Here is a 26,473-nt window from a genome sequence, read left to right on the forward strand (position 1 = left end):
AGCTGGTGGCGTTTCAAGATGGCGATAATATATACACCAGTGATATTCAATCGATACTAAATAAAAAGCTTGATGATGCAGAAACTCTGCGCCATGAGATTGATTCTTTGGTGGTCGATCAGCTTAAAGAGCTTGGTTGGAAGCTAGAGCAGTTGCGATTAGAAAAGCGCAAGCATGAATTGAATGACACGCTGACAGAAAGCTTCTTAAAGGAAAATCAGACGAAAAAAGAGCAGATAGAAAAAGCGCTTGCGACGTTAGATTTGCAACTTGATGGTTTACGACTTCAGCTCTCTGACTATGCCTTGATTGCCGAGGATATGACGGGGTCACAAGTATCGATTCCGCTCGAAGATATTTTGGACTACTGGTATCCAAACCAAATGTCACTGCCTGATAAAGTCATGCATTGGGGAAAACAGGTTTGGAAGTTTTTATCTGAAGATCCAAGAGAGTCTAACTCCGAAGGAGGCGTGTTCCCTGCGATATTTGGTACGGTTTTCTTAGTACTCATCATGTCGATCATTGTGATGCCACTCGGGGTGATCGCCGCTATCTATCTACATGAATACGCTAAGAATAACGCTCTAACCAGAGTTATTCGTATTGCGGTTATAAACCTAGCGGGTGTTCCATCGATTGTTTATGGCGTGTTTGGTTTAGGCTTCTTCGTTTATACGATTGGTGCCTCTATCGACAACGTATTCTATGCGGAGAAGCTACCGGCACCAACCTTTGGTACGCCGGGTTTGTTATGGTCTGCACTAACTCTTGCCGTGCTGACGCTTCCAGTTGTGATTGTGACGACGGAAGAAGGTTTAACTCGTATTCCGAGTTCAGTACGACATGGCTCTCTGGCACTTGGTGCAACTCAGTTCGAAACGCTATGGCGCGTGGTTTTGCCTATGGCGACGCCAGCTATTATCACAGGTTTGATCCTTGCGATTGCGCGTGCAGCTGGCGAAGTAGCGCCACTGATGCTGGTGGGGGTCGTGAAATTGGCATCCAGTTTACCGGTTGACGGACAATTCCCTTATGTGCATTTGGATAGAAAGTTCATGCATTTAGGTTTTCACATTTACGATGTTGGCTTTCAAACCTCCAACATCGAAGCGGCGCGACCATTAGTTTATGCCACCTCTTTCTTACTCGTGACAGTGATTGTCGGGCTAAACTTAACAGCAATCAGTATTCGCAATAATTTACGAGAAAAATACAGAACGTTAGGACAAGATTAAGTATGTTTAATTTTGATAGTACATTAGGTTATGAGCCACCATTGGACGTTCATAATTTAACGGATGAACAAACAGCCATCTCAATCGAGAACCTTAATCTGTTCTATGGTCAAACTCAGGCGCTGCATGATATTTCGATGCGAATTCCCAAAGGGCGAGTCACCGCTTTTATCGGTCCTTCAGGGTGTGGAAAGTCGACGTTATTACGTTGCATCAATCGCATGAACGACTTAGTGGAAGGATGTCGAGTCACAGGCAAAGTGCGTCTCCATGGAAAGAATGTTTATCATCCTAATGTCGATGTTGCGACACTTCGACGCCGAGTGGGGATGGTGTTTCAAAGACCCAATCCATTTCCTAAGTCTATTTATGAAAACGTAGTTTATGGCTTACGCTTACAAGGTGTAAAAAACAGCCGCAGTTTAGATGACGCAGTGGAGCGATCCTTGCGCTCGGCGGCGTTGTGGGATGAGGTAAAAGACCGCTTGCATGAGAACGCATTTGGCTTATCTGGGGGGCAGCAACAGCGCTTGGTCATTGCGCGCGCGGTGGCGATTGAGCCGGAAGTCCTGTTATTGGACGAGCCAACATCAGCGTTGGATCCAATCTCAACTTTAACTATTGAAGAGCTTATCAATGAGCTGAAGACTCAATATACTGTCGTTATCGTTACCCATAACATGCAACAAGCGGCGCGAGTGAGTGATCATACTGCATTCATTCATATGGGTAAGTTAATTGAATACTCTGACGCGGACTCGATCTTCACCTCGCCAATGAAGAAGCAGACCGAAGATTACATTACGGGTCGCTACGGTTAAGTCGCGACTCTATACGGAATAAGGAACATCATGCACTTTGGACGTCATATTTCAGGACAGTTTAACGTAGAGCTAGAATCGATTCGTACTCATGTATTAACCATGGGGGGCTTGGTAGAACAGCAGCTTTCGTATGCTATTCAAGCCTTGCATAAAGAAGACATCGAACTGGCGCGTAAGGTTGTGCGTGACGATCATAAAGTGAATGCGATGGAAGTCTCGATCGATGACGCTTGTACACGCATTATTGCTAAGCGTCAGCCAACGGCAAAAGACTTGCGCTTAATTATGGCTATCATCAAAACGATCACTGATTTAGAACGTATCGGTGACGTGGCGACACGTATTGCTTACGTTGCCATTGAAAGCCCATCATCAAAAGAACGACAATTCCAAGTGTCGTTAGAGCCTCTCTGCCGTCAGGCAATTAATATGCTGCATCAGGTTTTAGACGCGTTTGCCCGTATGGATGTAGAAGCGGCAGCAGAGGTGCACAAACAAGATGACAAACTAGACGCCGAGTATGAAGCGGTGATTCGTCAGTTGATGACTTACATGATGGAAGATCCAAAAAATATCCCTAATATTCTGCAAGTGATGTGGTCTGCACGCGCGATTGAACGCGTGGGGGACCGCTGCCAGAACATCTGTGAATACATTATTTACTTTGTGAAAGGGAAAGATGTACGCCACCTAGGTGATCAAAGTATTGATGACGTACTGAAGTAACTGACTTCAACAAATAGACCAGCTTTTAGGCTGGCCTATTTATTAGAGAGAAGGAAAGCACGTCAATATTTATCAGGAACGAAGGTCTGATCATCAATGGGCGCTCTGACGTAACCTTCTTTATTGAGTTCAGGTAATTCGATGGGTGAGTACTCAAGTGCTTTGTAGTCAATCTGGCTTAGTAAATGACTGATACAGTTCAAGCGCGCTTTCTTTTTGTCATCAGAAGGGACGACCCACCAAGGGCAGTTTTTCGTGTCTGTATAGGCAAACATCTTATCTTTTGCTTCCGAATACTCCGCCCAGCGATGACGTGACTCCAAATCCATGGGGCTGAATTTCCAACGTTTGATCGGCGTATTAATTCGACCTAGAAAACGTTTTTCCTGCTCTTCGTCTGAAACCGAAAACCAATACTTAATCAGAATAATCCCAGAGCGTTGCAACATTCTCTCGAATTCAGGGCAAGAGCGTAAAAACTCCTCGTATTCGTCTGGAGTACAGAACCCCATGACTTTTTCGACACCTGCTCGGTTATACCAACTTCGGTCAAATAAAACGATTTCACCAGCAGATGGTAAATGAGCGACGTAACGTTGGAAGTACCATTGCGTTTTTTCTTTTTCGGTCGGTGCAGGCAGAGCCACTACGCGACAAACACGCGGGTTTAGCTTTTCTGTAATTCGCTTTATCACTCCGCCTTTGCCCGCAGCATCACGTCCTTCAAACAGAACCACCACTTTTAACCCTTTGTGTTTGACCCACTCTTGAAGTTTTACGAGCTCAACTTGAAGGTTTTTGAGCTCCTTTTCGTATTCCTTTTTCTTCAATTTAGACATACACATTTCCTCACTCCTTGATAAACAATATGTTAGCACTCAAAAGCTATGCGCGTGAGGTTACGGTGGTCTATTTGAGAGCTGCTACGACATCGGTAATGGCTTGTGTACTTGTGATGGGGATTAAAAAATCATCGACATCGGATGCGCCCATTTTGCTTTGTTCAGCAACAAAGGTCATTTGGCTAGGGCGTGTGGTTTTGCCTGACAGATGGATTTCAGGAACTTGAGTGTCTTCTACTAGCTCACGTACGTTACTCGCATTAACGCCAGCACCCGCCATGATTGCTATACGTCCTTGGGCTTGCTTAACCAAAGCTCTAAGCACATCGATCCCTTGTGGTGCTGAAGGCGCAAGACCGGAGGTTAAAATACGTTCACAACCTAAGCTGATCACTTCTTCCAAAGCTTTTTCAGCGTCACGACACTGGTCAAAGGCACGATGGAAGGTCACGCCTAAGCCAAGCGCTTGAGCAAATTCACACAGCGTAGCCGCGTAAGGCATATGAATATCACCGTCTTGAGTGAGCACGCCGAACACGGCACCGCTCAAGCCTGATTGGTGAACCGCTTCAATATCCCAACGCATCATTTCGATCTCTTCTTCATTGTAGAAGAAGTCACCTTGGCGTGGGCGGATCATGGCATAAACTGGAACACTAGAAAGCTTAGCCGCTTGCTGCATAAAGCCATAACTGGGTGTTAGTCCGCCTAAAGCCAAAGAGGAGCAAAGTTCAATCCGAGTGGCGCCGCCAGCAATGGCGTAGTGCAGAGATTCAATATTATCAATACAGACTTCTAGGTGAGTAACCACGTTCATTTATCCTGCTAACGTTACAAATAAGTGTTGTGGCTAAGATATTAACAGGGCCAGTAAGCAGAATCTGTATGGAGGGGATGATAAATAGAGGTAAAGTTTACGCTAAAGCGTTACCTCATTTTGGCGGTTTATCTGAAGGAAAAAGAAAGCCCAGAGCAGAGGCTCTGGGCTTTGATAGGACTTTACTTAGACTGATTGGCGTTTGCGGTTTTCCGCATTAGCTTATTGCTTTATATACATCCAACCATCACACCCGTTGAGCTAGGGTGAAGGTCTATTATTTTTTGCCTAGGTCAGCTGCGTGCTCAGATAGGAACGCTGCAACACCTTTTGGAGATGCGTCCATACCTGCTTTACCTTCTTCCCATTGTGCAGGACATACTTCGCCGTGCTTCTGGTGGAAGTTAAGAGCGTCAACCATGCGTAGCATTTCGTCGATGTTACGGCCTAGTGGTAGGTCGTTAACTACTTGGTGACGTACAACGCCTTCTTCGTCGATTAGGAAAGAGCCACGGAAAGCAACGCCTGCTTCTGGGTGCTCAACGTCGTAAGCTTTACAGATTTCGTGCTTAACGTCAGCAACTAGTGGGTACTTAACTTGACCGATACCGCCATCTTCGATAGCAGTGTTACGCCATGCGTTGTGAGAGAACTGAGAATCGATAGAAACACCGATTACTTCAACACCTTTAGCTTGGAAGTCAGCTAGACGGTTGTCGAATGCGATTAGCTCAGATGGGCAAACGAAAGTGAAATCTAGTGGGTAGAAGAATACTACTGCTTTCTTACCTTTAGTGAACTCTGCAAAGTTGAAGTTTTCAACGATTTCACCGTTACCTAGAACAGCTGCTGCAGTAAAATCAGGGGCTTGACGACCTACTAGTACCATTTTTTTGCTCCTAAAAAGTATGGTTAGCTCCAAACCGAATTCAGTTGTGTCGGTTTGGTTCGTGTTTGTACGAGACAAACTATAGTACAGATTGTAGTATTGAAAAAAGCGAAATAAATAGATTGAGTTAATCGAAAAAAACGATAATAACAAAACTCTTAACTCGATCACTGGAACGGCGGTAGATACAAATACAATTATGAATAAATGGCCCAGTTTGAAGCAGTTACACTATTTAGTCACACTGCATGAAACAAGACATTTTAGTGACGCTGCAGAGCGTTGTTTTGTCAGTCAGTCGACTTTAAGTAAGGGTATTCAAAACTTAGAGGAGTTGATTGGCTGTCCATTATATGAAAAGAAAGACAAGAAAAGTCCACTGGTTTTTACCCAAACAGGAGAAATGGTAGTAAAGCAGGGGCGAGAGCTGTTAGCAAAAGGGCAAGATTTGGTCGAGCTTGGACGTATGTGCCAAGGCGACGATATGCAAGGCCAGCTAAAAGTAGGATGTATACCAACAATTGCTCCGTTTTTACTGTGTGATTTGGTACAAGAGGTGAACTACCGTTTTCCACAACTGAATCTTTTATTAAGAGAAGACACGACGACAAACTTACTTCAAGCGCTCAGACATGGTGAGCTGGATGTGCTTATTTTAGCGTTACCAGTCGAAATTGATGGCATGGAAAGCCGAGTAGTGGGTAAGGATCCGTTTCGAATGGTTATAAGCGCTAATCAAGCCCAATCGGTCCCTGTGCCGATTCGTTACGCGGATTTACCTGACGAATCCGTCTTTCTACTAGAGAAAGAACATTGCTTAACGGAACATGCGGTATCAGCGTGTAAATTAACAGACAAAGAAAAAATCAATCCGTTTACGGCAACCAGCCTCCATACACTGGTGCAAATGGTTGCGAATGGTTTGGGAACAACGTTCATTCCTCAAATGGCTATCGACCATGGCTTGCTGCATAACCAGAATTTAGTCGTGATCGATCCTCCAGGTAAACAAGCTTATCGCGAAATCGGCTTAGTTTGGCGTCCGAGCTCGTCAAGAACGAAAACATTTAATCAACTTGCAGAAGTCGTTTCAGAGCTGCTTTAGCTATTAGTATTAGCCCTTACTTCTCCATTATTTATCTAAAAGCGCACTGGAAACAGTGCGCTTTCTAGTATTTTATTCTGCTGGTAAACTTTGACTTGTAAAATTTTACAGCTCTTCTTTGATGAAGCTTTCATAAAATAGTGAAATTTCACAATGTTAATTTTACACAAAGCCCTGCATGTCTTGTTTGACCCCTGTTTAAATCCATCTCTTCAGCCCTTGTGAATACAAGGTGTTTGTTTACCTGTCAATATTCATACGCTTGTTTGAAATTATAAAGCGACTTTAAATTTAATGTAATTTTATTACGTAATAACTTACAAAATAAGGCGCTTGATAGATGGTTTTTACCTTGCGGAATAAAACTTTGAATTTTCTGTTTTGTTTATATTAGGGGTTTCACTAAACCCTTTGTTGATATAGCTTATTTAAAGGCCGATACGACTTATGTCTAGATTGAAAATACACGTAGCATTACGCAATCTATCGGCATGGCTAGACGAGTTGAACACAAAGTTAAAGGATGTAATTTGTTGTTCATAACTTACAAATGTAGCTTTACGCTGACTGCCCAAGATTGATAAAGCACGTTAAGGATGAATGATTATGCTTGCTCAGACAGAACAAAAAACACAACAACTAAAGCAAACCCAAGGCATGCTTGAGGTGAATGGAGTCGTTGCTCCAGAACATCAAGCAATTTTCCCTGTTGAAGCCCAAACCTTTTTATCTCTACTGTGTGAAAAATTTGCCGGACGTGTTGAACAGTTGCTGGAAGCAAGAGAAGAGAAGCAAGCACGTATTGATGCTGGTGAGCTACCAGATTTTCTACCAGAGACACAAGACATCCGTGAAGGAAGTTGGAAGATCCTAGGAATCCCACAAGATCTGCAAGATCGCCGTGTGGAGATTACCGGACCAACTGACCGCAAGATGGTGATTAACGCACTGAATGCGAATGTAAAAGTGTTCATGGCAGACTTCGAAGATTCAATGTCTCCTGCATGGAGTAAAGTGCTGGATGGTCAAATTAACTTGCGCGATGCTGTTAATGGCACCATCAGTTACACCAATCCTGGCAATGGCAAACATTATCAGCTGGAAGATGACCCAGCGGTGTTGATCTGCCGTGTTCGCGGCCTTCATTTAAAAGAAAAACACGTTACGTGGCACGGTCAGATCATTCCAGGTGCGCTATTCGATTTCGCACTGTATTTCTATAACAACTACAAAGCGTTACTTCAAAAAGGCAGCGGCCCTTATTTCTACCTTCCAAAACTGCAATCGCATCACGAAGCGAAGTGGTGGAGCGAAGTGTTCCATTTCACGGAAGACTATTTCGGTTTGGATACAGGCACCATCAAAGCGACTGTGCTGATTGAAACCTTACCAGCGGTATTCGAAATGGACGAGATTCTGTTCTCGCTTAAAGAACACATCGTTGGTTTGAACTGTGGTCGCTGGGATTACATCTTTAGCTATATCAAAACATTGAAAAAACACTCAGACCGAGTACTGCCAGATCGCCAAGTGGTAACGATGGACAAGCCATTCTTAAACGCTTACTCGCGATTATTGGTACGTACTTGCCATAAACGAGGTGCTTTCGCGATGGGAGGAATGGCCGCATTTATCCCAGCTAAAGACCCGAAAGAGAATCAAAAAGTATTAGACAAGATCCAGACTGACAAATCGTTAGAAGCTAACAACGGCCACGACGGTACTTGGGTGGCTCATCCAGGTTTGGCTGACACTGCTATGGAAGTCTTTAGTGCTGTGCTGGGTGAACGCACCAACCAGTTGGATGTGAGCCGTGCAGAGGATGCGCCTATTACAGCAGCTGAACTGCTTGAGCCTTGTGAAGGCGAGCGCACTGAAGGCGGAATGCGCCACAATATTCGCGTTGCGCTGCAATACATCGAAGCTTGGATTTCTGGCAATGGTTGTGTGCCGATTTACGGACTGATGGAAGACGCAGCAACGGCAGAAATCTCACGCGCCTCTATCTGGCAATGGATTCAACACGGCAAGTCGCTAGACAACGGATTAAAGGTCACTAAAGAGCTGTTCGAGCTCTATCTCAAAGAGGAGATTGAAGTCGTGAAGCAAGAAATTGGCGAGCAGCGCTACCATGCGGGTCGATTTGAAGAAGCAGCAGACTTAATGGCAAGGCTCACGACGAGCGATGAACTGACCAACTTTTTGACAGTTCCTGGTTATGACTACCTGGATTAATAAAGAATAACTGTAACACCAATAACGTGAAGGATTTTCAAGGCAGATAGGGAAGTACTGCCTGAGAACGGAAACTCAACGCACACGCATAAAGTGCAAATTATAAAGAGGGATAGACCAATGACTAACTTAACTCGCCGCCAACAAATTGAAGCTCTGGAAAAAGACTGGGCAACTAACCCACGCTGGAAAAATGTGAAGCGTACTTACACTGCCGAGGAAGTGGTGGAACTGCGTGGCTCTATGGTGCCTGCAAACACAATTGCACAACGTGGTGCAGACAAACTTTGGTCACTGGTCAACGGTAGTGCGAAAAAAGGTTACGTAAACTGTCTTGGTGCGCTAACGGGTGGTCAAGCCGTTCAACAAGCTAAGGCAGGTATTGAAGCGATCTATCTGTCAGGCTGGCAGGTAGCGGCGGATAACAACACCGCTTCGACGATGTATCCAGACCAATCTCTTTACCCAGTAGATTCTGTACCGTCAGTAGTAAAGCGTATCAACAACTCATTCCGTCGTGCAGACCAAATTCAGTGGGCTGCTGGTAAGACGCCTGAAGATGAAGGTGGTATTGATTACTTCCTACCTATCGTAGCGGATGCGGAAGCGGGCTTTGGTGGTGTGCTTAACGCTTACGAACTAATGAAATCGATGATCGAAGCCGGTGCCGCGGGCGTTCACTTTGAAGACCAGTTAGCATCGGTGAAAAAGTGTGGTCATATGGGTGGTAAGGTATTAGTTCCTACGCAAGAAGCTGTACAAAAGCTCGTTGCAGCTCGTTTGGCTGCTGACGTAGCGGGAACAACAACATTAGTTATTGCTCGTACTGATGCGAATGCGGCGGATCTCATTACTTCAGATTGCGACCCATATGATAAAGACTTTATTGAAGGTGAGCGCACTCAAGAAGGTTTCTACCGCGTTCGCGCGGGTATCGACCAAGCGATTTCTCGCGGTCTGGCTTACGCACCATATGCAGACTTGATTTGGTGTGAAACGGCTACGCCATGTTTGGAAGAAGCACGTAAGTTTGCAGAAGCAATTCACGCTGAATACCCAGATCAATTGTTGGCATACAACTGCTCGCCTTCATTCAACTGGGAGAAAAACCTAGATGCAGAAACCATTGCTAAGTTCCAACAAGAGCTTGCAGACATGGGCTACAAGTACCAATTCATCACGCTAGCAGGCATTCACAACATGTGGTTCAACATGTTTGAACTGGCACACGCTTACGCTCAAGGTGAAGGTATGCGTCATTATGTTGAGAAAGTTCAGCGTCCTGAATTCCAAGCGGCTGAAAAAGGTTATACGTTTGTTGCGCACCAACAAGAAGTAGGTACAGGTTACTTCGATAGAATGACCAATACTATCCAAGGTGGTAACTCTTCAGTGACAGCATTGACAGGTTCGACCGAAGAAGACCAATTCTAATTGGCAGAGAAACACTTCCTTAATCAGCGTCAGTAATGGCATTTTGAGCGGCAACCCTGCCGCTCTTTTTTCGTTTAACCGGTGTAAAAACGAAACTTACAACAAAGAGAATACGCTTGCGTACTATTCTTCCTGCTCGATTTCTTCAGGTTCCACTTCTTCTTGTAGTTCCAATAAGTTAATCGCAATCGTCACGAAGTCACTATCAGTAATAATGCCGACCAATCGACCTTTGGTGACAACAGGTAGACAGCCAACTTTATGCTTTTGCATATAGATAGCGCTCTCTTTGAGCCCCGCGATAGGCTCTGCCGTCATGATATTGGTGTGCATCATTTCGTAGAGCGGTGTGTCAAAAGTAAAAGATTGTTCAGCCTCATCTGGGTGCAAGCTCGATTCTTGAGCAGCAAGAATGTCGCGTTGAGTCACCAAGCCTTGTAAGTGGTTATTGGCATCAACAACCGGAATGTGTCGAATATCAAGCGCATCCATCATGCTTTTTGCATCACGCAAGGTGTGCGTGCGCAGTAAGGTATGAGGATTACGAGTCATCATGTCTTCAACCTTGATCATAGAGACCTCCAGCGGCATTGTCCTTCTCTTAAATATAGAGAATATTTTTCTGTATATCTGGGAGCTAACTCGTTTTTCATCAATTAAATAGCACAATGCTGATGGGCTGCGTAATCTGTGTTTTATTGGTGTTTTATTGGTGTTTTTATTAATTTGAATAAGTCGGTTTGTGTGCGAGTCAGTTGGCATTTTTAGTTGATATTGAATGTGTCCCCAAGGTAATCCAATGAATTGAATCGCACATTTTTATTCGCTGGATTTTCCAAGATTCTTCTCTCGAAGAAGATACGCCCAGGCTTACCAAATTGAAGACAGCAACCTAGATGAAACGAACAACGTGTAACAAACTTATTGCGCTGGCAGTGGCGGCATTCAGTGTGCCATCAACACAGGCGATTGTGTTAGGAGATGAACAAACCGATCCTGTTGACCGCGTTACTTTGCGAGCAAGTAATATGGCAGAGTTTCCGCTGTGTGGGGGAACGATGCTGACAGAGCAATGGGTACTGACTGCGGCGCACTGTGTGGTGATGGGACAAGGAACCAATGAAGCAACCTACTATGTGACCCCGCCGGGTGAGTTGTCGGTGAATGCGAATGTGTATGAACTTAATTCTGCAGGGCTTGATAACTTCTATCCGGTGTCTCACGTTGTGGTTCATCCGGATTACACCCGGATTTCAAAAGCTGAGGCCGACAGTAATGGCAACGTGAAACCTATCCAAACCGGTTTAGATTCAGACATCGCGTTGCTGTATCTCACGCGCCCAGTGGCAAACGCGAGCTTTGCTGACCTAGCGAGTAAAGTTGACATGGAGAGTATCGAAGCACGTTTGGCGGCGGATTGGAACGATAATTACCTGACCAATCAACGTGTCGAAAATGTGCAAGTGTTTGGATGGGGGGCTACTCAGCCGGATGCTTCTGAACCTTCTAATACGCTCAAAACCACCATTAGCACATTTTTACCCATCGACAAATGTTATGAGCGTTTAGAAATTGGCAGCAGTTTTCCGGGGATCATTGATTCAAGAGACAACCAAACCAAAATTTGTACGCTACCAACACAAAACCATGTATTGGAGCCAGATAGCCATACTCAATATGGCAACTCTGCATGTAAAGGTGACAGTGGTGGCCCGTTGGTCGATGTGGCGACCGGCAAACAAATTGGTATTGTTAGTGGCGGCCCCCTTATTCTACCAACGTGTGGCTCTTTGACGATCCCAAGTTTCTACACCAAGGTGAGCCACTATTACGACTGGGTACAGTCTTACATCACTGCCGATGCGCCACCAAGTCGTTACATCATTGCGCCGAATTTTATCAAAAGTGCTAACAATGAAAGTGGTGACAATAAAGAGTGTCACGATGGCATTGCGACCAATAACTGTGATTTCAAAGGCTCAGATGATGAAGGTGGCAGTCTAGGGTTTTGGTTATTGGGTTTATTCGTGCCGTTATTCTTGTGGCGAAAGCGTGAGGTTTGATAGGGCGATTGGAATGCCAAACTAATAAGCAGCGGTATACGCTGCTTTGCTTTTTTCATGTTCTCTCTTTGGGGCTCAAATTAAAAATAGTGCCAAGTAATCGAGGCTTTTCACGTTTTATTACACTCTTCACCATGGCTTTTACTGCTATATTCTGGTGATTTGCTTGCTATTGCAGCATGTAAACATATACTAGTCTGCTGCGAAAAACTCGTCGCAATTTTATCGTCGCCTAGACGTGATTTGACCAATAGATAAGACAAGTAACATGCAAGTATCAGATTTCCATTTCGACCTTCCAGATGAACTCATCGCTCGCTACCCTCAACCAGAGCGTACCGCTAGCCGACTGCTGCAAATGGACGGCAATACCGGAGAGCTCATTGATGGCACATTTACTGATGTATTGGGCCAAGTTCAACCCGGTGACTTAGTGGTGTTTAATAATACTCGCGTTATTCCTGCTCGTCTTTTTGGCCGCAAGGAATCGGGCGGTAAATTAGAAGTGCTGGTGGAGCGTATGTTGGATGAGAAAAGCATCCTCGCGCACGTTCGTTGCTCTAAATCACCAAAACCAGGTACAACCATTATTGTTGGCGAGAATGATGAATATTCAGCAGAAATGGTTGCACGCCATGATGCTTTATTTGAACTGAAATTTAGTTCTGATAAGACGGTACTAGAAATTCTGGAAGAAATCGGCCATATGCCGCTTCCTCCTTACATCGACCGTCCAGACGAAGATGCAGATAAAGAGCGTTACCAAACGGTATATAATCAAAAGCCAGGTGCGGTTGCGGCACCGACAGCGGGCCTTCACTTTGATGATGTTCTCTTGGAGAAAATCAAAGCGAAAGGTGCAGAGTTTGCTTACGTTACTTTGCACGTTGGGGCGGGTACATTCCAGCCAGTAAAAGTGGAAAATATCAACGATCACCACATGCATGCCGAGTACGTAGAAGTACCGCAAGAAGTCGTCGAAGCAATTAAAGCGACGAAAGCGCGTGGCGGACGAATTATTGCTGTTGGTACCACATCTGTGCGTTCACTTGAAAGTGCAGCGCAAGACGCATTGCAAAAAGGGACTGAGCTGGCCCCATTCTTTGGCGATACTGAAATCTTTATTTTCCCTGGTTACGAATATCAGCTAGTGGATTGCTTGATCACAAACTTCCACTTGCCTGAATCAACACTGATCATGTTGGTGAGTGCATTTGCTGGATACGAGAACACCATGAATGCTTACAAACATGCGGTGGAAAACAAATACCGTTTCTTCTCGTATGGCGATTCAATGTTCATCAAGAAGAAAACAGCGTAGTTAAAAATAGATTTACGAGTGCTAGCAGTAAGCTAGGAAATAAAGCATCCATTGCTTTGTCTCTCGCAAGGAAAAGCGACCGCTCCTTAAAGTAGGGTAGAGCCCTAAACACTCAGTCAGACTGTTTCTCTGACACCCGGAGGCATCGTGAAATTAAAATTCGATCTTAAGAAGAAAAACGGCAATGCACGTCGTGGTCAACTGACTTTCGAACGCGGCACTGTTCAAACTCCTGCGTTCATGCCAGTAGGTACTTACGGTACCGTTAAAGGTATGACACCAGAAGAAGTAAAAGGTACTGGTGCAGAAATTCTGCTAGGTAATACGTTCCACCTGTGGCTACGTCCTGGTCAAGAAGTGATGAAAATGCACGGTGACCTGCACGATTTTATGAACTGGCACGGTCCTATTCTTACTGATTCAGGCGGCTTTCAAGTATTCAGCCTTGGTAAGATGCGTACGATCACTGAAGAAGGTGTTCACTTTCGTAACCCAGTAAACGGTGACAAGATTTTCATGGACGCAGAAAAGTCGATGGAAATTCAAAAAGACCTGGGCTCTGACATCGTTATGATTTTTGACGAGTGTACGCCTTACCCAGCGACACACGATGAAGCGAAGAAATCGATGGAAATGTCATTACGCTGGGCACAGCGTTCACGTGACCACTTCGAGAAGCTAGAAAACCCGAACAACCTATTTGGTATTGTCCAAGGTGGTGTTTACGAAGATTTACGTGATGTGTCGGTAAAAGGTCTAACGGAAATCGGTTTTGACGGTTACGCGGTTGGTGGTTTGGCAGTAGGTGAGCCTAAAGAAGACATGCACCGTATTCTTGAGCATACTTGTCCTCAACTTCCTGAAGACAAACCTCGCTACTTGATGGGCGTAGGTAAGCCAGAAGACTTGGTTGAAGGTGTTCGTCGTGGTATCGACATGTTTGACTGTGTAATGCCAACGCGTAACGCACGTAATGGTCACTTATTTGTGACTGGTGGTGTGATCAAGATCCGTAATGCGAAACATAAAACGGATACAACACCATTGGATCCGCATTGTGACTGTTACACTTGTCAAAACTACAGCAAGTCGTACCTTCACCATTTAGAGCGTTGTAATGAAATCTTAGGCGCTCGCTTGAATACAATCCATAACCTGCGTTACTACCAGCGTCTGATGGAAAGCATTCGTAAAGCAATTGATGAAGATCGCTTCGATGAATTTGTTACTGAGTTCTATGAGCGTCGTGGCCGTGAAGTGCCACCACTAGCAAAAGAGCAGTAATTGAAAAACTAAAAGAATTAAAGCCTTTGGCATGTCGCCAGAGGCTTTTGCTAATAAAGTAGGCTAACGCACGTTATTTTTGAGAGAGCGATCTCTATTAGTTACTCTCAGACTTGAATCTAAAATGCGAAAGCCCAATTTGTTTGATTATCAATAAAATATAATGAGGATGTTTTAATGTTTATTTCTCAGGCTCACGCAGCAGCAGAAGGCGCGCCAGCAGGCGGTGGTTTTGAAATGCTAATCATGCTTGGCATGTTCGCAGTGATCTTTTACTTCATGATTTACCGCCCACAAGCGAAACGCGTAAAAGAACACAAAAACCTAATGGCTTCTATGGGCAAAGGCGACGAAGTTTTAACTAGCGGTGGCCTAGTGGGTAAAATCACTAAGATTGCTGAAGACAATGACTACATTTCAATTGAGCTTAACGCGAACAATGAAGTAGTAATCAAGAAAGACTTCATCACTGCAGTGCTACCAAAAGGTACGCTTAAGTCTCTATAAAACAGCTAAAGGATCCTCGCTGTGCTAAACCGTTATCCATTATGGAAGTACTTGATGGTGCTTTTTGCCATCATCACCGCTGCGTTATACGCACTTCCAAATATCTACGGTGAAGATCCGGCTATTCAAGTTACAGGGGCGCGTGGCGCCTCTGTAGATATGTCAACGCTGGATGCTGTCACTACTGCTCTTAACAAAGAGCAACTTTCTCATAAATCCATTGCTCTCGAAGATGGATCAATTCTTGTTCGTTTTAACGACACTGACACACAAATCAGTGCTCGTGATGTCATCAGCGAAGCGCTAGGCAAAGACACAATTGTTGCACTTAACCTTGCACCTTCTACACCCGATTGGCTAGAAGCGATTGGCGCGTCACCATTGAAGCTAGGTCTTGACCTTCGCGGTGGTGTTCACTTCTTAATGGAAGTGGATATGGATGCAGCGATGGAAAAGCTTGTTGGTCAACAAGAAGAAGCTTTCCGTAGCGAACTTCGTGACGCCAAGATTCGTTACCGTGCAATCCGCCCTTCTGGAAAAGAAGCGGTAGAAGTGTTGTTGCGTAACGAAGAGCAATTAGCAGAAGCGAAAGCAACGCTAGAAAAGAATCACCCGGACATGATTTTTGTCGATTCTGATTCAAATGGCCGTTACGCTCTTACTGCAACCTTTACTGAGCAACGTTTACAAGAGATCCGTAACTATGCTGTTGAGCAAAACATTACGATTTTACGTAATCGTGTCAACGAACTAGGTGTTGCGGAACCATTGGTTCAACGTCAAGGTGCTAGTCGCATTGTGGTTGAACTGCCTGGTGTTCAAGACACTGCTCGTGCAAAAGAAATTCTCGGAGCTACGGCAACGCTTGAATTCCGTGAAGTTGATGATAAAGCTGACCTATCGGCAGCGGCAAATGGTCGTGCGCCAGCAGGTAGTGAAATCAAGATGGACCGTGATGGTCGCCCAGTTGTGCTTAAGAAGCGCGTTATTCTTGGCGGTCAAAGCATCACAGATGCAAGCTCAAGTGTTGATGAATATGGTCGTCCACAAGTTAACATCTCGCTAGACAGCGAAGGTGGTAATAAGATGTCTGCGTTCTCTAAGAAGAACATTGGTAAGCTAATGGCTACCGTGTTTGCAGAATACAAAGACAGTGGCCGTCGTACGCCTGAAGGCAAAGTTATTCTGGATAAGCATGAAGAAGTCATCAACCAAGCAACGATTCAATCGGCTCTTGGTCGTAACTTCCGTATCACAGGTATCGACTCTGCTGCAGAAGCACACAACCTAGCACTTCTACTACGTGCTGGTGCACTGATTGCACCTATCTCTATCGTTGAAGAACGTACCATTGGTCCATCAATGGGCCAGCAAAACATCGATATGGGTATCCAAGCATGTATCTGGGGTATGGTTGCCGTAATGCTATTTACGCTGCTTTACTACCGCGGCTTTGGTTTGATTGCAAACATCGCTCTAATGGCAAACTTGGTGCTTATCATTGGTGTTATGTCGATGATTCCAGGCGCTACCATGACGCTTCCGGGGATAGCCGGTATCGTGTTAACAGTCGGTATGGCGGTTGATGCGAACGTACTGATCTTCGAGCGTATCCGTGAAGAAATTCGTGATGGACGTAGTCCACAACAAGCGATTCACCAAGGTTACGCGAATGCATTCAGCACGATTGCTGATGCGAACATCACAACACTAATTACTGCAATCATTCTATTTGCGGTCGGTACAGGTGCGGTGAAAGGTTTCGCAGTTACTCTATCTATCGGTATCTTAACTTCAATGTTCACCGCCATTATTGGTACACGTTGTATCGTGAACCTGATCTACGGTGGCAAACGCGTTGATAAATTGTCGATCTAAGGCTGGGAATTAATATGTTTCAAATTCTAAAAGCAGAGAAGACGATCGGCTTTATGCGTTGGTCGAAAGTAGCATTCGTTTTTTCAATTATAATGATTGCTGCTTCTATCTTCACTTTGTCAACCAAGTGGCTTAATTGGGGTCTAGATTTCACTGGCGGTACGCTTATCGAGGTCGGTTTTGAACAGCCAGCAAACCTTGAAGAGATTCGTGCAGCACTAGATTCCAAAGGCTTTAGTGATGCGACAGTACAAAACTTCGGTAGTGCTCGTGAAGTCATGGTCCGTCTTCGTCCACGTGATGACGTTTCTGGTGAAACGCTAGGTAACCAAATCATTGGTGCTATCAAAGATGGTACTGGCGAAAGCGTAGAAATGCGTCGTATTGAGTTCGTAGGTCCCAACGTTGGTGATGAGCTAACAGAAGCTGGTGGTCTAGCGATCTTGGTATCGCTGATCTGTATCCTGCTTTATGTATCGATGCGATTTGAATGGCGTCTAGCGGCTGGTGCGGTAATGGCATTGGCTCACGATATAATTATCACGCTAGGTGTCTTCTCGTTTCTACAAATTGAAGTTGACCTGACTATCGTAGCTGCGCTACTGACGGTTGTGGGCTACTCACTCAACGATACCATCGTTGTATTTGACCGGATTCGTGAAAACTTCCGTAAGATGCGTAAGGGTGAACCTTCAGACATTATGGACGCCTCAATCACTCAAACGTTGAGCCGTACATTGATTACATCTGGTACGACGTTGTTCGTGGTAATTGCACTGTTCATGCAGGGTGGTGCTATGATTCACGGCTTTGCAACCGCACTTTTACTCGGTATCACTGTAGGTACTTACTCTTCTATCTACGTAGCATCAGCACTGGCTCTAAAACTGGGTATCCAGAAAGAGCACTTGATGCCACCTCAAGTAGAAAAAGAGGGTGCAGAGTTCGACGAAATGCCATAAGGCAGATTGAGAACCGAAAACAAAAACCGCTGAACAATCAGCGGTTTTTTTATGCCTGATAGATTTGAAAGTTTCATTTTTTTTTGAGGTACTTCCAGCTTGAATTGTAGTTTTTTGATTGAGTTGAATATCGGAAGTATGTTCAACAATTTCGGGAGGAAATAATGTCAAGGCAAGCTGAAATAAAAGTACAGTTACTGAAGTTTGTAGAGATTTCTTACAAGCACAATAAAGGTGTTACCACCAAGCTAGTTACTGGAGGGAAAAGGTTCAAGTTAGCAGTTGATGAGTCAGGTAAAGTAACTTTATCTGGTGAGCTTGGATTTACTAAGTTTGAAGTTTCAAAAGAAATGGTTGAAGAGCTGGGCATAAAATTAAAAGCCGTTTCTGTTACTTTTAAAACTACTCGTGATGGTGTTTTGACATACAGTGGGAGTGTTTCTCTTTTTGGTGTTGTTTCCTTTGGAGTTACTGGGCAGGTAAATGTCCGTGAGCTTTTAGAGCAGTGCGAGTGGGGGCTTTGTAAGTACAGATTTAAGCCGAGTAAAATTGATCAAGCGCTCCGTGAAGCTGGGGTTTAGTTGGTTATGCTAAATAGAATTCTACCTATTCCGGTTTTACTAAGTGTTTCAACGCCCTGCATCGCAAGTCCACTCCACGATACTTACCTTGATATACGTAATAATTTATACAAGATGCAGTATATAGAGGTGGTAGAAGCTATGGCAGGACCAAATCTATCGATTGAAGAGCTGAACAGTATTAAGTCTCACCCAATAAAATTTGGTCATCAATTTCCATTTTTATCATCTATCCCATCAAGTTTGGTTACAGAGCTGTCTTACTTTGAAGAGTACAGTGAGGGTGGAGGAGTTGGATGTCTTTCTGTAAACGGCTTTGGTGATGTATACCAGCCAGTCACGGTTTCGCTGCAGTTTTTAATGAAGGAACAAATATGGAAGGTTAAGCACGTAAAAATAGACCACTTATCTGACTACGACCGTTTCTACAAACAGGCTGATTGTTCGAAATAAAAAAGCCCCGCTCAATGAGCGGGGCTTTCTAAAGTCATCAGCGTGACGGGCTATATATGACTTTCAAATCTTACTTAAGGATCGCGCTGTTACCGTTTTCGCGGATGTGCTTAAGGATAGATTTTACGCCACGAGCGCTTGAAGCAACGATGTTACCAGACTTCATGTAGTCAGTGCCGCCAGCAAAGTCTGTTAGGATTGCGCCAGCTTCACGAGCAATAAGCTCACCTGCTGCCATATCCCAAGGTTTTAGGCCTAGCTCGAAGTAACCATCAACACGGCCAGCAGCCACGTAACAAAGGTCAAGAGCAGCAGAGCCGCTACGACGGAAATCAGCACATTCAGTGAATAGCGCACCAACGATCTTGATGTAAGACTCAGCGTGTTGTTTCTGCTTGAATGGGAAGCCTGTTGCTAGAACAGTACCTTGAAGGTCTTTTAGTTGAGCAACACGAATACGTGCACTGTTTAGTTGAGCGCCGGCACCGCGTTGTGCAGTGAATAGCTCGTTTTGCATTGGATCGTAAACACAAGCAACTTCAGTTTTGCCCTTAATACGAACAGCGATAGAAACCGCGAAAGTTGGGTAACCTTTTACAAAGTTAGTGGTGCCATCCAGTGGGTCGATGATCCATTGTACGTCTTTATCTTTACCTTCGATAAGACCTTGTTCTTCAGCAACGATACAGTGCTCAGGGTAAGACTGCTTGATAGTATCGATGATGATGTATTCTGCTTCTTTGTCTACGTTAGTGACAAAGTCATTAGTGCCTTTAAGAGTAGATTCTACTTTATCAGTGTTTTCTAATGATTTAGCAATATGATTGCCTGCCTTTCGCGCAGCGCGAATAGCAATGTTTAGCATTGGATGCATACGAATTTCCCAACGGATGTTAAAGAACAAATGAAAGCGGCGGCGAGTATACCAGAGATAATCAAAAAGGGAAGTGGTTATTTTTTACTCTAATTGCGGCCGACTGAGTGTACAGATCATACTGCGGACGAGAACAATAACCAAGAATGAGAAGAGAGGTCTGCTTGCCTCTAGGGTGTCTTAAAAAACTATGATAACATTCTGCGGTTTTAATTTAGGTAGCAAACACAGATGTTGGATCAAGTAAAAATTGTACTCGTAGGTACCTCTCATTCAGGCAATATTGGCTCAGCAGCTCGAGCAATGAAAGTGATGGGTTTAAACCAACTAGTATTAGTCGATCCACAATGTGAAGTGGATGAACAAACTCTTGCTTTAGCTGCGGGTGCTGGTGATATTGCTCAAAATGCAAAGATTGTCGGCACATTAGAAGAAGCGGTTGAAGATTGTGGCCTTGTTGTGGGTTCTAGCGCCCGCTCTCGTACATTAGAATGGCCAATGCTCGAGCCACGTGAATGCGGTGAGAAATTTGCAGTTGAAGGCCGAAAGCATCCGGTTGCGCTCGTGTTTGGCCGAGAAAGAACTGGTTTGACAAACGAAGAGCTACAAAAGTGCCACTACCATGTTTGTATTCCCGCTAATCCTGAGTACAGCTCGCTTAACCTAGCGATGGCTGTACAAACTCTCAGTTACGAAGTGCGAGTTGCACACTTGAACTTAGAGCAAAGCCAGTTTTCCCCAAATGAATCGGAAGAATACCCGCGTCATCGAGAACTCGAATTGTTCTTCGAGCATCTTGAAAAGGTGATGGTTGAGACCCAGTTTATTAACAAAGAGCAACCTGGACAGGTGATGAATAAGTTGCGCCGTTTGTTCTCTCGTGCTCGACCAGAAACCCAAGAACTTAATATTCTACGAGGCGTTTTGACTTCGATAGAAAAGAAGTTCTGAGTGAATAATAACCACTTTAGATGTGAGGATGAATACCTGAGTAAAATGGTCAAATAAATACTTGACCAAATTACTCAGGTATGGAAAAATCTTAACCATTACAAACCATGTGGATACGGTGTGGTATGAAACTTACATCTAAAGGAAGATATGCGGTGACAGCCATGCTGGATGTGGCACTGCATTCGCAACAAAACCCTGTACCTCTGGCTGATATTTCAGAGCGTCAAGGGATCTCGCTCTCTTACTTAGAGCAGCTATTTTCAAAATTGCGTAAAGCAGGTCTCGTTGCCAGCGTTCGTGGTCCTGGTGGTGGTTACCGACTTGGTGCCGACGCTCACAGTATCGCTATTGGTACCGTGATTGCTGCCGTTGATGAGTCAGTAGATGCAACCAAATGCCAAGGTAAAGGAGATTGCCAAGGTGGAACACGTTGCCTTACTCACACGCTGTGGCGTGACCTAAGCTCTCGCATTAGTGACTTTTTGAATAACATCACTCTTGGTGAGTTGATGACAGACAATGAAGTACTCGAAATTTCTGATCGTCAGGACATTGATCTGGCGGTAACCCATGGGCTATCAAACAAAAATACAACCGCCGCGCCCATCGGTGTAAACGTCCGCTCTTAGCGGTCAGCTTTTTACATTGGAGTAGAGAATGAAACTGCCGATTTATCTTGATTATTCCGCTACATGTCCAGTTGATCCACGTGTTGCTGAAAAAATGGTTCAGTACATGACAATGGATGGCACATTTGGCAACCCAGCGTCACGTTCGCACCGTTACGGCTGGCAGGCAGAAGAAGCGGTCGATACTGCTCGTGAGCAAATTGCTGACCTTCTAAATGCAGATCCTCGCGAAATCGTATTTACATCTGGTGCGACAGAATCAGACAACCTTGCGATTAAAGGTGCAGCGCACTTTTACTCGAAGAAAGGCAAGCACGTAATCACTTGTAAAACAGAGCACAAAGCCGTTCTTGACCCATGTCGTCAACTTGAGCGTGAAGGCTTTGAAGTGACTTACCTTGAGCCAGAATCAAATGGCTTGATCGATCTAGAGAAGCTTAGAGCAGCCATGCGTGATGACACCGTGCTTGTGTCTATTATGCATGTAAACAACGAGATTGGTGTGGTTCAAGACATTACAGCGATCGGCGAACTGTGCCGTGAGCGTAAAATTGTTTTCCACGTGGACGCTGCGCAATCTGCAGGTAAATTACCAATCGACGTTCAAGAGATGAAAGTTGATCTAATTTCACTTTCTGCTCACAAAGTTTACGGTCCTAAAGGTATCGGTGCACTTTACGTACGTCGTAAGCCTCGTATTCGTCTTGAAGCGCAAATGCACGGTGGCGGTCATGAGCGTGGTTTCCGCTCTGGTACACTACCTACTCACCAAATCGTAGGCATGGGTGAAGCATTCCGCATTGCAAAAGAAGACATGCAAAAAGATTACGATCATGCTTTAGCGCTTCGTAACCGTCTTTTTGATGGCGTGAAAGACTTAGAAGCAGTGACGGTAAACGGTGACTTTGAGCAGCGTGTACCACACAACCTAAACATCAGTTTCGCATTCGTAGAAGGTGAATCACTACTAATGTCGCTTAAAGATCTAGCGGTATCTTCTGGTAGTGCTTGTACGTCTGCAAGCCTTGAGCCTTCTTACGTTCTTCGTGCCCTAGGCATGGATGACGAATTGGCTCACAGCTCGGTTCGTTTCTCGTTTGGTCGTTTCACGACTGAAGAAGAAATTGATTACGCAATTGAACAAATCCGCGTTGCAGTGACTAAGCTACGCGACATGTCTCCTCTATGGGATATGTACAAAGAAGGGATTGATTTGAGCACTGTTGAATGGGCTCACCATTAATCTCAGGGATTGAAATAGAGGATTCGAGGTAATTTATCATGGCATACAGCGAAAAAGTAATTGATCACTACGAGAACCCACGTAACGTTGGTTCATTCGATAAAGAAGATCCATCAGTAGGTAGCGGCATGGTTGGCGCTCCTGCGTGTGGTGACGTAATGAAGCTTCAAATCAAAGTGACACCTGAAGGTATCATCGAAGATGCGAAGTTCAAAACATACGGTTGTGGTAGTGCAATCGCATCAAGCTCACTAGTAACTGAGTGGGTAAAAGGTAAGTCAGTTGATGAAGCGGCAGCAATTAAAAACTCTGAGATTGCTGAAGAGCTAGAGCTTCCACCAGTGAAAGTTCACTGTTCTATTCTTGCTGAAGATGCAATCAAAGCAGCGGTTGCTGACTACAAGAAAAAACACCAAGAATAATTATTCCGTAATATAATGGGAGCTTTGACGCTCCCATTCCAATCGAAATTTAGACAGACTAAGGTGCAGTATGGCCATCACAATGACAGAATCAGCGGCAAGTCGCGTAAGAGCATTCCTAGATAACCGAGGCAAAGGTATCGGTTTACGTCTTGGAGTGAAGACGACTGGCTGTTCCGGCATGGCATACGTACTTGAGTTTGTTGATGAGCTCAATGAAGAAGACGAAGTATTTGAACTCTCTGGAGTGAAAATTATCATCGATCAAAAGAGCTTAGTGTACCTAGATGGTACTGAATTGGATTACGTGAAAGAAGGGTTGAATGAAGGTTTTGAATTCAACAACCCTAACGCGAAAAGTGAATGTGGTTGTGGTGAAAGCTTCAACGTCTAATTGATTGTCCTTCTGGGCAAACGAGTCCGGAAGGCTTTACTAGGACCCGAACTTAATGAATCACTTTGAATTATTTGGGCTACCAAGTCAGTTTAAGCTGGATGGTAGCCTTCTTTCTTCTCAGTTCCGAGAACTACAAAAACGCTTCCACCCGGATAACTTTGCAACGGGCTCAGAACGTGACCGTTTGATGGCGGTGCAAAAGGCGGCGCAAATCAACGATGCCTATCAAGTTCTGAAAAATCCTATTTCTCGCGCCGAGTATATCCTCGCAGAGCAAGGTGTTGAGATCCGAGGTGAACAGCAAACAATGCAAGATCCGATGTTCTTAATGGAGCAAATGGAACTGCGCGAAGAACTGGAAGAGATTGCTGACAAGTCCGATCCTGAATCGGCGCTTTTTGACTTCGACTCTAAGGTCAGCAAAATGTACAAACAGCATCTGGCAAGCGTCGAGCAAGAGCTTGATGATGGTCTATGGGCTGAAGCCGCAGACCGAGTTCGTAAGCTAAAATTCATTGCCAAACTAAAGAACGAAATTGAGCTAGTCGAAGACAAACTCCTCGGCTAGTAAGCGTGACAAGGACCTATCATGGCACTACTTCAAATCGCAGAACCGGGCCAAAGCTCGGCACCTCATGAGCATAAGTTAGCAGCGGGTATCGACTTAGGTACTACCAACTCTTTGGTTGCTTCTGTACGTAGCGGCGATGCAACTCCACTTGCGGACGAGCAGGGCCGTACTATTTTACCTTCAGTCGTTAATTACGCTGAGGAAACGTTAACGGTCGGCCACGAAGCCAAAGCCAAAGCAGAGTTTGAACCAGAGAACACGATTATCTCTGTAAAACGTTTGATCGGTCGTTCATTAAAGGACATTCAGTCCCGTTACTCTTCACTTCCTTATCGTTTTAAAGAGAGTGAAAACGGCCTGCCAATTTTGCAAACACCTCAAGGTGACAAAAACCCGATTGAAGTATCTGCGGACATCCTAAAAGTATTGGGTAAGCGAGCTGAAGATACGTTAGGTGGTGAGTTAGCAGGTGTCGTTATTACCGTTCCTGCTTACTTTGATGACGCGCAACGTGCAGGTACAAAAGATGCGGCGAAATTAGCTGGTCTTCATGTTCTCCGTCTACTTAACGAACCAACCGCTGCGGCAATTGCTTATGGCCTAGACTCAGGTCAAGAAGGTGTGATTGCGGTTTACGATCTAGGTGGCGGTACTTTTGATATCTCTATCCTACGTTTATCGAAAGGCGTATTTGAAGTATTAGCAACAGGTGGCGACTCTGCATTAGGCGGTGACGACTTCGACCATTTATTTGCCGATTATTTAATGGAGCAAGCGGGTCTAGAAGCGCCGCTTTCTGCAGAAAAGAACCGTACACTGTTGAACATTGCTACTGAAGCTAAGATTGCTTTCTCTGAGCAAGACAGTGTTGACGTTGACGTTTTTGGTTGGAAAGGCACCGTGACTCGCGAGCAGTTCGAAGATCTGATTCGTCCGCTAGTGAAGAAAACCCTGATGTCTTGTCGTCGCGCATTAAAAGATGCGGATGTCGACGCAGATGAAGTACTCGAGGTCGTCATGGTTGGTGGCTCAACACGCACATTGCTTGTACGAGAAATGGTTGGCGAATTCTTTGGCCGTACACCACTGACAAGCATTAACCCAGATGAAGTTGTTGCAATCGGTGCGGGTATTCAAGCTGATATCCTAGCGGGTAACAAACCTGACTCTGAAATGTTGCTTCTTGATGTGATTCCACTGTCGCTCGGTATTGAAACCATGGGTGGTTTGGTCGAGAAGATCATCCCCCGCAACACTACGATTCCCGTTGCGCGTGCGCAAGAATTTACCACATTCAAAGATGGCCAAACGGCGATGAGTGTTCATGTGGTACAAGGTGAACGTGAAATGGTTGATGACTGTCGTTCACTTGCTCGCTTCTCGTTAAAAGGTATTCCTCCGATGGCAGCGGGTGCGGCACATATTCGCGTGACTTACCAAGTTGACGCAGATGGCCTTCTTTCTGTTACGGCAATGGAGAAGAGCACTGGTGTTCAATCAGAGATTCAAGTAAAACCTTCTTACGGCTTAAGTGACAATGAAGTGGCGGATATGTTGCGTGATTCAATGACGCACGCAAAAGAAGACATGCAAGCTCGTGCCTTAGCTGAGCAGCGTGTTGAAGCCGACCGAGTGATAGAAGGTTTGATTGCAGCGATGCAAGCTGATGGTGATGACTTACTATCAGAACAAGAGAAACAAAACTTGATTAAAGCCATCGAAGCCTTGATTGAGCTGCGTAATGGTGATGATGCAGATGCGATAGAGCAAGGCATTAAAGATACCGATAAAGCGAGTCAAGATTTCGCATCACGCCGTATGGATAAATCGATTCGAGCTGCGTTGTCAGGTCAATCAGTAGACGATATATAAGAGATAAGTAGTTATGCCTAAGATTATTGTATTACCACACGACGATTTGTGCCCAGAAGGTGCAGTGTTGGAAGCAAACTCTGGTGACACCGTTCTAGACGTAGCGCTAAAAAACGGTATCGGTATTGAACATGCGTGTGAGAAGTCATGTGCGTGTACTACCTGCCACGTAATCATCCGTGAAGGTTTTGATTCACTAGAAGAAAGTGAAGAACTAGAAGACGACATGCTAGATAAAGCGTGGGGTCTAGAGCCTGAGTCACGCCTAGGGTGTCAGGCGAGAATCGCTGATGAAGACTTGGTGGTAGAAATTCCTAAATACACACTAAACCACGCTTCAGAAGATCACTAA

At 44.8% G+C, this 26,473-nt stretch carries 26 protein-coding genes and 1 pseudogene; 22 read left to right on the top strand and 5 right to left on the bottom strand.

The features are described from left to right. Positions 1 to 269: 269 nt before the first annotated feature. The 3 genes and pseudogenes from pstA to phoU all read left to right on the top strand — a co-directional run. Positions 270 to 1,238: pseudogene (gene pstA, locus IJ23_RS25800) on the top strand (phosphate ABC transporter permease PstA); the annotation flags it as partial. A 2-nt stretch (positions 1,239 to 1,240) separates the two neighbouring features. After that, a complete protein-coding gene (gene pstB / locus IJ23_RS06380) occupies positions 1,241 to 2,059 on the top strand; it encodes a phosphate ABC transporter ATP-binding protein PstB (protein WP_005381745.1) in 819 nt (272 codons plus the stop codon). Positions 2,060 to 2,089: 30 nt separating this feature from the next. Further along, positions 2,090 to 2,788 carry a phosphate signaling complex protein PhoU gene (gene phoU, locus IJ23_RS06385; protein WP_005381744.1) on the top strand — a complete coding sequence of 233 codons (699 nt, stop codon included), beginning with the start codon at positions 2,090 to 2,092 and terminating at the stop codon, positions 2,786 to 2,788. A gap of 62 nt (positions 2,789 to 2,850) precedes the next feature. Here the strand turns inward: phoU and ppk2 are convergent, their stop codons facing one another. From ppk2 to IJ23_RS06400, 3 genes are all read right to left on the bottom strand, one after another. Beyond that, positions 2,851 to 3,627: a polyphosphate kinase 2 gene (gene ppk2 / locus IJ23_RS06390; RefSeq protein ID WP_005381743.1), complete on the bottom strand. Its 777-nt coding sequence runs from the start codon at positions 3,625 to 3,627 to the stop codon at positions 2,851 to 2,853. Between the two features lie 70 nt (positions 3,628 to 3,697). Further along, entirely contained in the window at positions 3,698 to 4,441 is a 744-nt protein-coding gene (locus tag IJ23_RS06395; RefSeq protein ID WP_152560892.1) for a copper homeostasis protein CutC, read from the bottom strand. Positions 4,442 to 4,724: 283 nt separating this feature from the next. Next, on the bottom strand, positions 4,725 to 5,336 hold the full coding sequence (locus IJ23_RS06400; RefSeq protein ID WP_005381738.1) for a peroxiredoxin C: 612 nt from the start codon (positions 5,334 to 5,336) through the stop codon (positions 4,725 to 4,727). A 199-nt stretch (positions 5,337 to 5,535) separates the two neighbouring features. Here IJ23_RS06400 and IJ23_RS06405 point away from each other — a divergent pair, with 199 nt between their 5' ends. From IJ23_RS06405 to aceA, 3 genes are all read left to right on the top strand, one after another. Then, positions 5,536 to 6,441 (top strand): hydrogen peroxide-inducible genes activator, encoded by a 906-nt coding sequence (locus tag IJ23_RS06405; protein ID WP_005383681.1) that lies wholly within the window; start codon positions 5,536 to 5,538, stop codon positions 6,439 to 6,441. A gap of 606 nt (positions 6,442 to 7,047) precedes the next feature. Then, on the top strand, positions 7,048 to 8,676 hold the full coding sequence (aceB, locus tag IJ23_RS06410; protein ID WP_017820561.1) for a malate synthase A: 1,629 nt from the start codon (positions 7,048 to 7,050) through the stop codon (positions 8,674 to 8,676). Positions 8,677 to 8,796: 120 nt separating this feature from the next. Then, on the top strand, positions 8,797 to 10,110 hold the full coding sequence (gene aceA, locus IJ23_RS06415; protein WP_005381733.1) for an isocitrate lyase: 1,314 nt from the start codon (positions 8,797 to 8,799) through the stop codon (positions 10,108 to 10,110). Between the two features lie 123 nt (positions 10,111 to 10,233). Here the strand turns inward: aceA and IJ23_RS06420 are convergent, their stop codons facing one another. Next, the gene (locus IJ23_RS06420) at positions 10,234 to 10,683 is read right to left on the bottom strand and encodes a CBS domain-containing protein (protein ID WP_152560889.1); all 450 of its coding nucleotides are present in this window, start codon (positions 10,681 to 10,683) and stop codon (positions 10,234 to 10,236) included. A 323-nt stretch (positions 10,684 to 11,006) separates the two neighbouring features. Here IJ23_RS06420 and IJ23_RS06425 point away from each other — a divergent pair, with 323 nt between their 5' ends. The 8 genes from IJ23_RS06425 to IJ23_RS06460 all read left to right on the top strand — a co-directional run bounded on the left by IJ23_RS06425 (position 11,007) and on the right by IJ23_RS06460 (position 19,159). Beyond that, a complete protein-coding gene (locus IJ23_RS06425; RefSeq protein ID WP_033905798.1) occupies positions 11,007 to 12,173 on the top strand; it encodes a trypsin-like serine protease in 1,167 nt (388 codons plus the stop codon). Positions 12,174 to 12,441: 268 nt separating this feature from the next. Further along, positions 12,442 to 13,494: a tRNA preQ1(34) S-adenosylmethionine ribosyltransferase-isomerase QueA gene (gene queA / locus IJ23_RS06430; RefSeq protein WP_005381728.1), complete on the top strand. Its 1,053-nt coding sequence runs from the start codon at positions 12,442 to 12,444 to the stop codon at positions 13,492 to 13,494. A gap of 147 nt (positions 13,495 to 13,641) precedes the next feature. Next, complete coding sequence (tgt, locus tag IJ23_RS06435) at positions 13,642 to 14,778, top strand: tRNA guanosine(34) transglycosylase Tgt (protein ID WP_005381727.1); 1,137 nt, start codon at positions 13,642 to 13,644, stop codon at positions 14,776 to 14,778. 177 nt (positions 14,779 to 14,955) lie between these two features. Then, positions 14,956 to 15,285, top strand: a complete 330-nt coding sequence (gene yajC, locus IJ23_RS06440) for a preprotein translocase subunit YajC (RefSeq protein WP_005381725.1) — start codon at positions 14,956 to 14,958, stop codon at positions 15,283 to 15,285. A 21-nt stretch (positions 15,286 to 15,306) separates the two neighbouring features. Continuing rightward, the gene (gene secD, locus IJ23_RS06445; RefSeq protein WP_005381724.1) at positions 15,307 to 17,163 is read left to right on the top strand and encodes a protein translocase subunit SecD; all 1,857 of its coding nucleotides are present in this window, start codon (positions 15,307 to 15,309) and stop codon (positions 17,161 to 17,163) included. Positions 17,164 to 17,177: 14 nt separating this feature from the next. Next, positions 17,178 to 18,125, top strand: a complete 948-nt coding sequence (gene secF, locus IJ23_RS06450; RefSeq protein ID WP_033905800.1) for a protein translocase subunit SecF — start codon at positions 17,178 to 17,180, stop codon at positions 18,123 to 18,125. Between the two features lie 164 nt (positions 18,126 to 18,289). Further along, a complete protein-coding gene (locus IJ23_RS06455; protein WP_017633921.1) occupies positions 18,290 to 18,706 on the top strand; it encodes a hypothetical protein in 417 nt (138 codons plus the stop codon). 141 nt (positions 18,707 to 18,847) lie between these two features. After that, entirely contained in the window at positions 18,848 to 19,159 is a 312-nt protein-coding gene (locus IJ23_RS06460; protein WP_050550068.1) for a hypothetical protein, read from the top strand. 70 nt (positions 19,160 to 19,229) lie between these two features. Here IJ23_RS06460 and suhB read toward each other — a convergent pair whose 3' ends face one another. Continuing rightward, positions 19,230 to 20,033 carry an inositol-1-monophosphatase gene (suhB, locus tag IJ23_RS06465; RefSeq protein WP_005381722.1) on the bottom strand — a complete coding sequence of 268 codons (804 nt, stop codon included), beginning with the start codon at positions 20,031 to 20,033 and terminating at the stop codon, positions 19,230 to 19,232. A gap of 231 nt (positions 20,034 to 20,264) precedes the next feature. On the opposite strand from suhB, the gene trmJ reads away from it, so the two are divergent. From trmJ to fdx, 8 genes are all read left to right on the top strand, one after another. Then, positions 20,265 to 20,984: a tRNA (cytosine(32)/uridine(32)-2'-O)-methyltransferase TrmJ gene (gene trmJ / locus IJ23_RS06470; protein WP_017633919.1), complete on the top strand. Its 720-nt coding sequence runs from the start codon at positions 20,265 to 20,267 to the stop codon at positions 20,982 to 20,984. 125 nt (positions 20,985 to 21,109) lie between these two features. After that, the gene (gene iscR, locus IJ23_RS06475) at positions 21,110 to 21,616 is read left to right on the top strand and encodes a Fe-S cluster assembly transcriptional regulator IscR (protein ID WP_005381720.1); all 507 of its coding nucleotides are present in this window, start codon (positions 21,110 to 21,112) and stop codon (positions 21,614 to 21,616) included. A gap of 28 nt (positions 21,617 to 21,644) precedes the next feature. Beyond that, on the top strand, positions 21,645 to 22,859 hold the full coding sequence (locus tag IJ23_RS06480; RefSeq protein WP_005381719.1) for an IscS subfamily cysteine desulfurase: 1,215 nt from the start codon (positions 21,645 to 21,647) through the stop codon (positions 22,857 to 22,859). Between the two features lie 38 nt (positions 22,860 to 22,897). Continuing rightward, positions 22,898 to 23,281: a Fe-S cluster assembly scaffold IscU gene (gene iscU / locus IJ23_RS06485; RefSeq protein ID WP_005381718.1), complete on the top strand. Its 384-nt coding sequence runs from the start codon at positions 22,898 to 22,900 to the stop codon at positions 23,279 to 23,281. A gap of 70 nt (positions 23,282 to 23,351) precedes the next feature. Next, entirely contained in the window at positions 23,352 to 23,675 is a 324-nt protein-coding gene (gene iscA, locus IJ23_RS06490) for an iron-sulfur cluster assembly protein IscA (RefSeq protein WP_005381717.1), read from the top strand. Between the two features lie 55 nt (positions 23,676 to 23,730). After that, the gene (gene hscB, locus IJ23_RS06495) at positions 23,731 to 24,246 is read left to right on the top strand and encodes a co-chaperone HscB (RefSeq protein WP_033905803.1); all 516 of its coding nucleotides are present in this window, start codon (positions 23,731 to 23,733) and stop codon (positions 24,244 to 24,246) included. A gap of 21 nt (positions 24,247 to 24,267) precedes the next feature. Next, positions 24,268 to 26,121 carry a Fe-S protein assembly chaperone HscA gene (hscA, locus tag IJ23_RS06500; protein WP_017820567.1) on the top strand — a complete coding sequence of 618 codons (1,854 nt, stop codon included), beginning with the start codon at positions 24,268 to 24,270 and terminating at the stop codon, positions 26,119 to 26,121. A 13-nt stretch (positions 26,122 to 26,134) separates the two neighbouring features. After that, positions 26,135 to 26,473, top strand: coding sequence for an ISC system 2Fe-2S type ferredoxin (fdx, locus tag IJ23_RS06505; RefSeq protein WP_005381713.1), 339 nt, complete (start codon positions 26,135 to 26,137; stop codon positions 26,471 to 26,473).

The sequence above is a fragment of the Vibrio sp. OY15 genome (genome assembly GCF_000742455.1).
Classification (GTDB): Bacteria; Pseudomonadota; Gammaproteobacteria; order Enterobacterales; family Vibrionaceae; genus Vibrio; species Vibrio alginolyticus.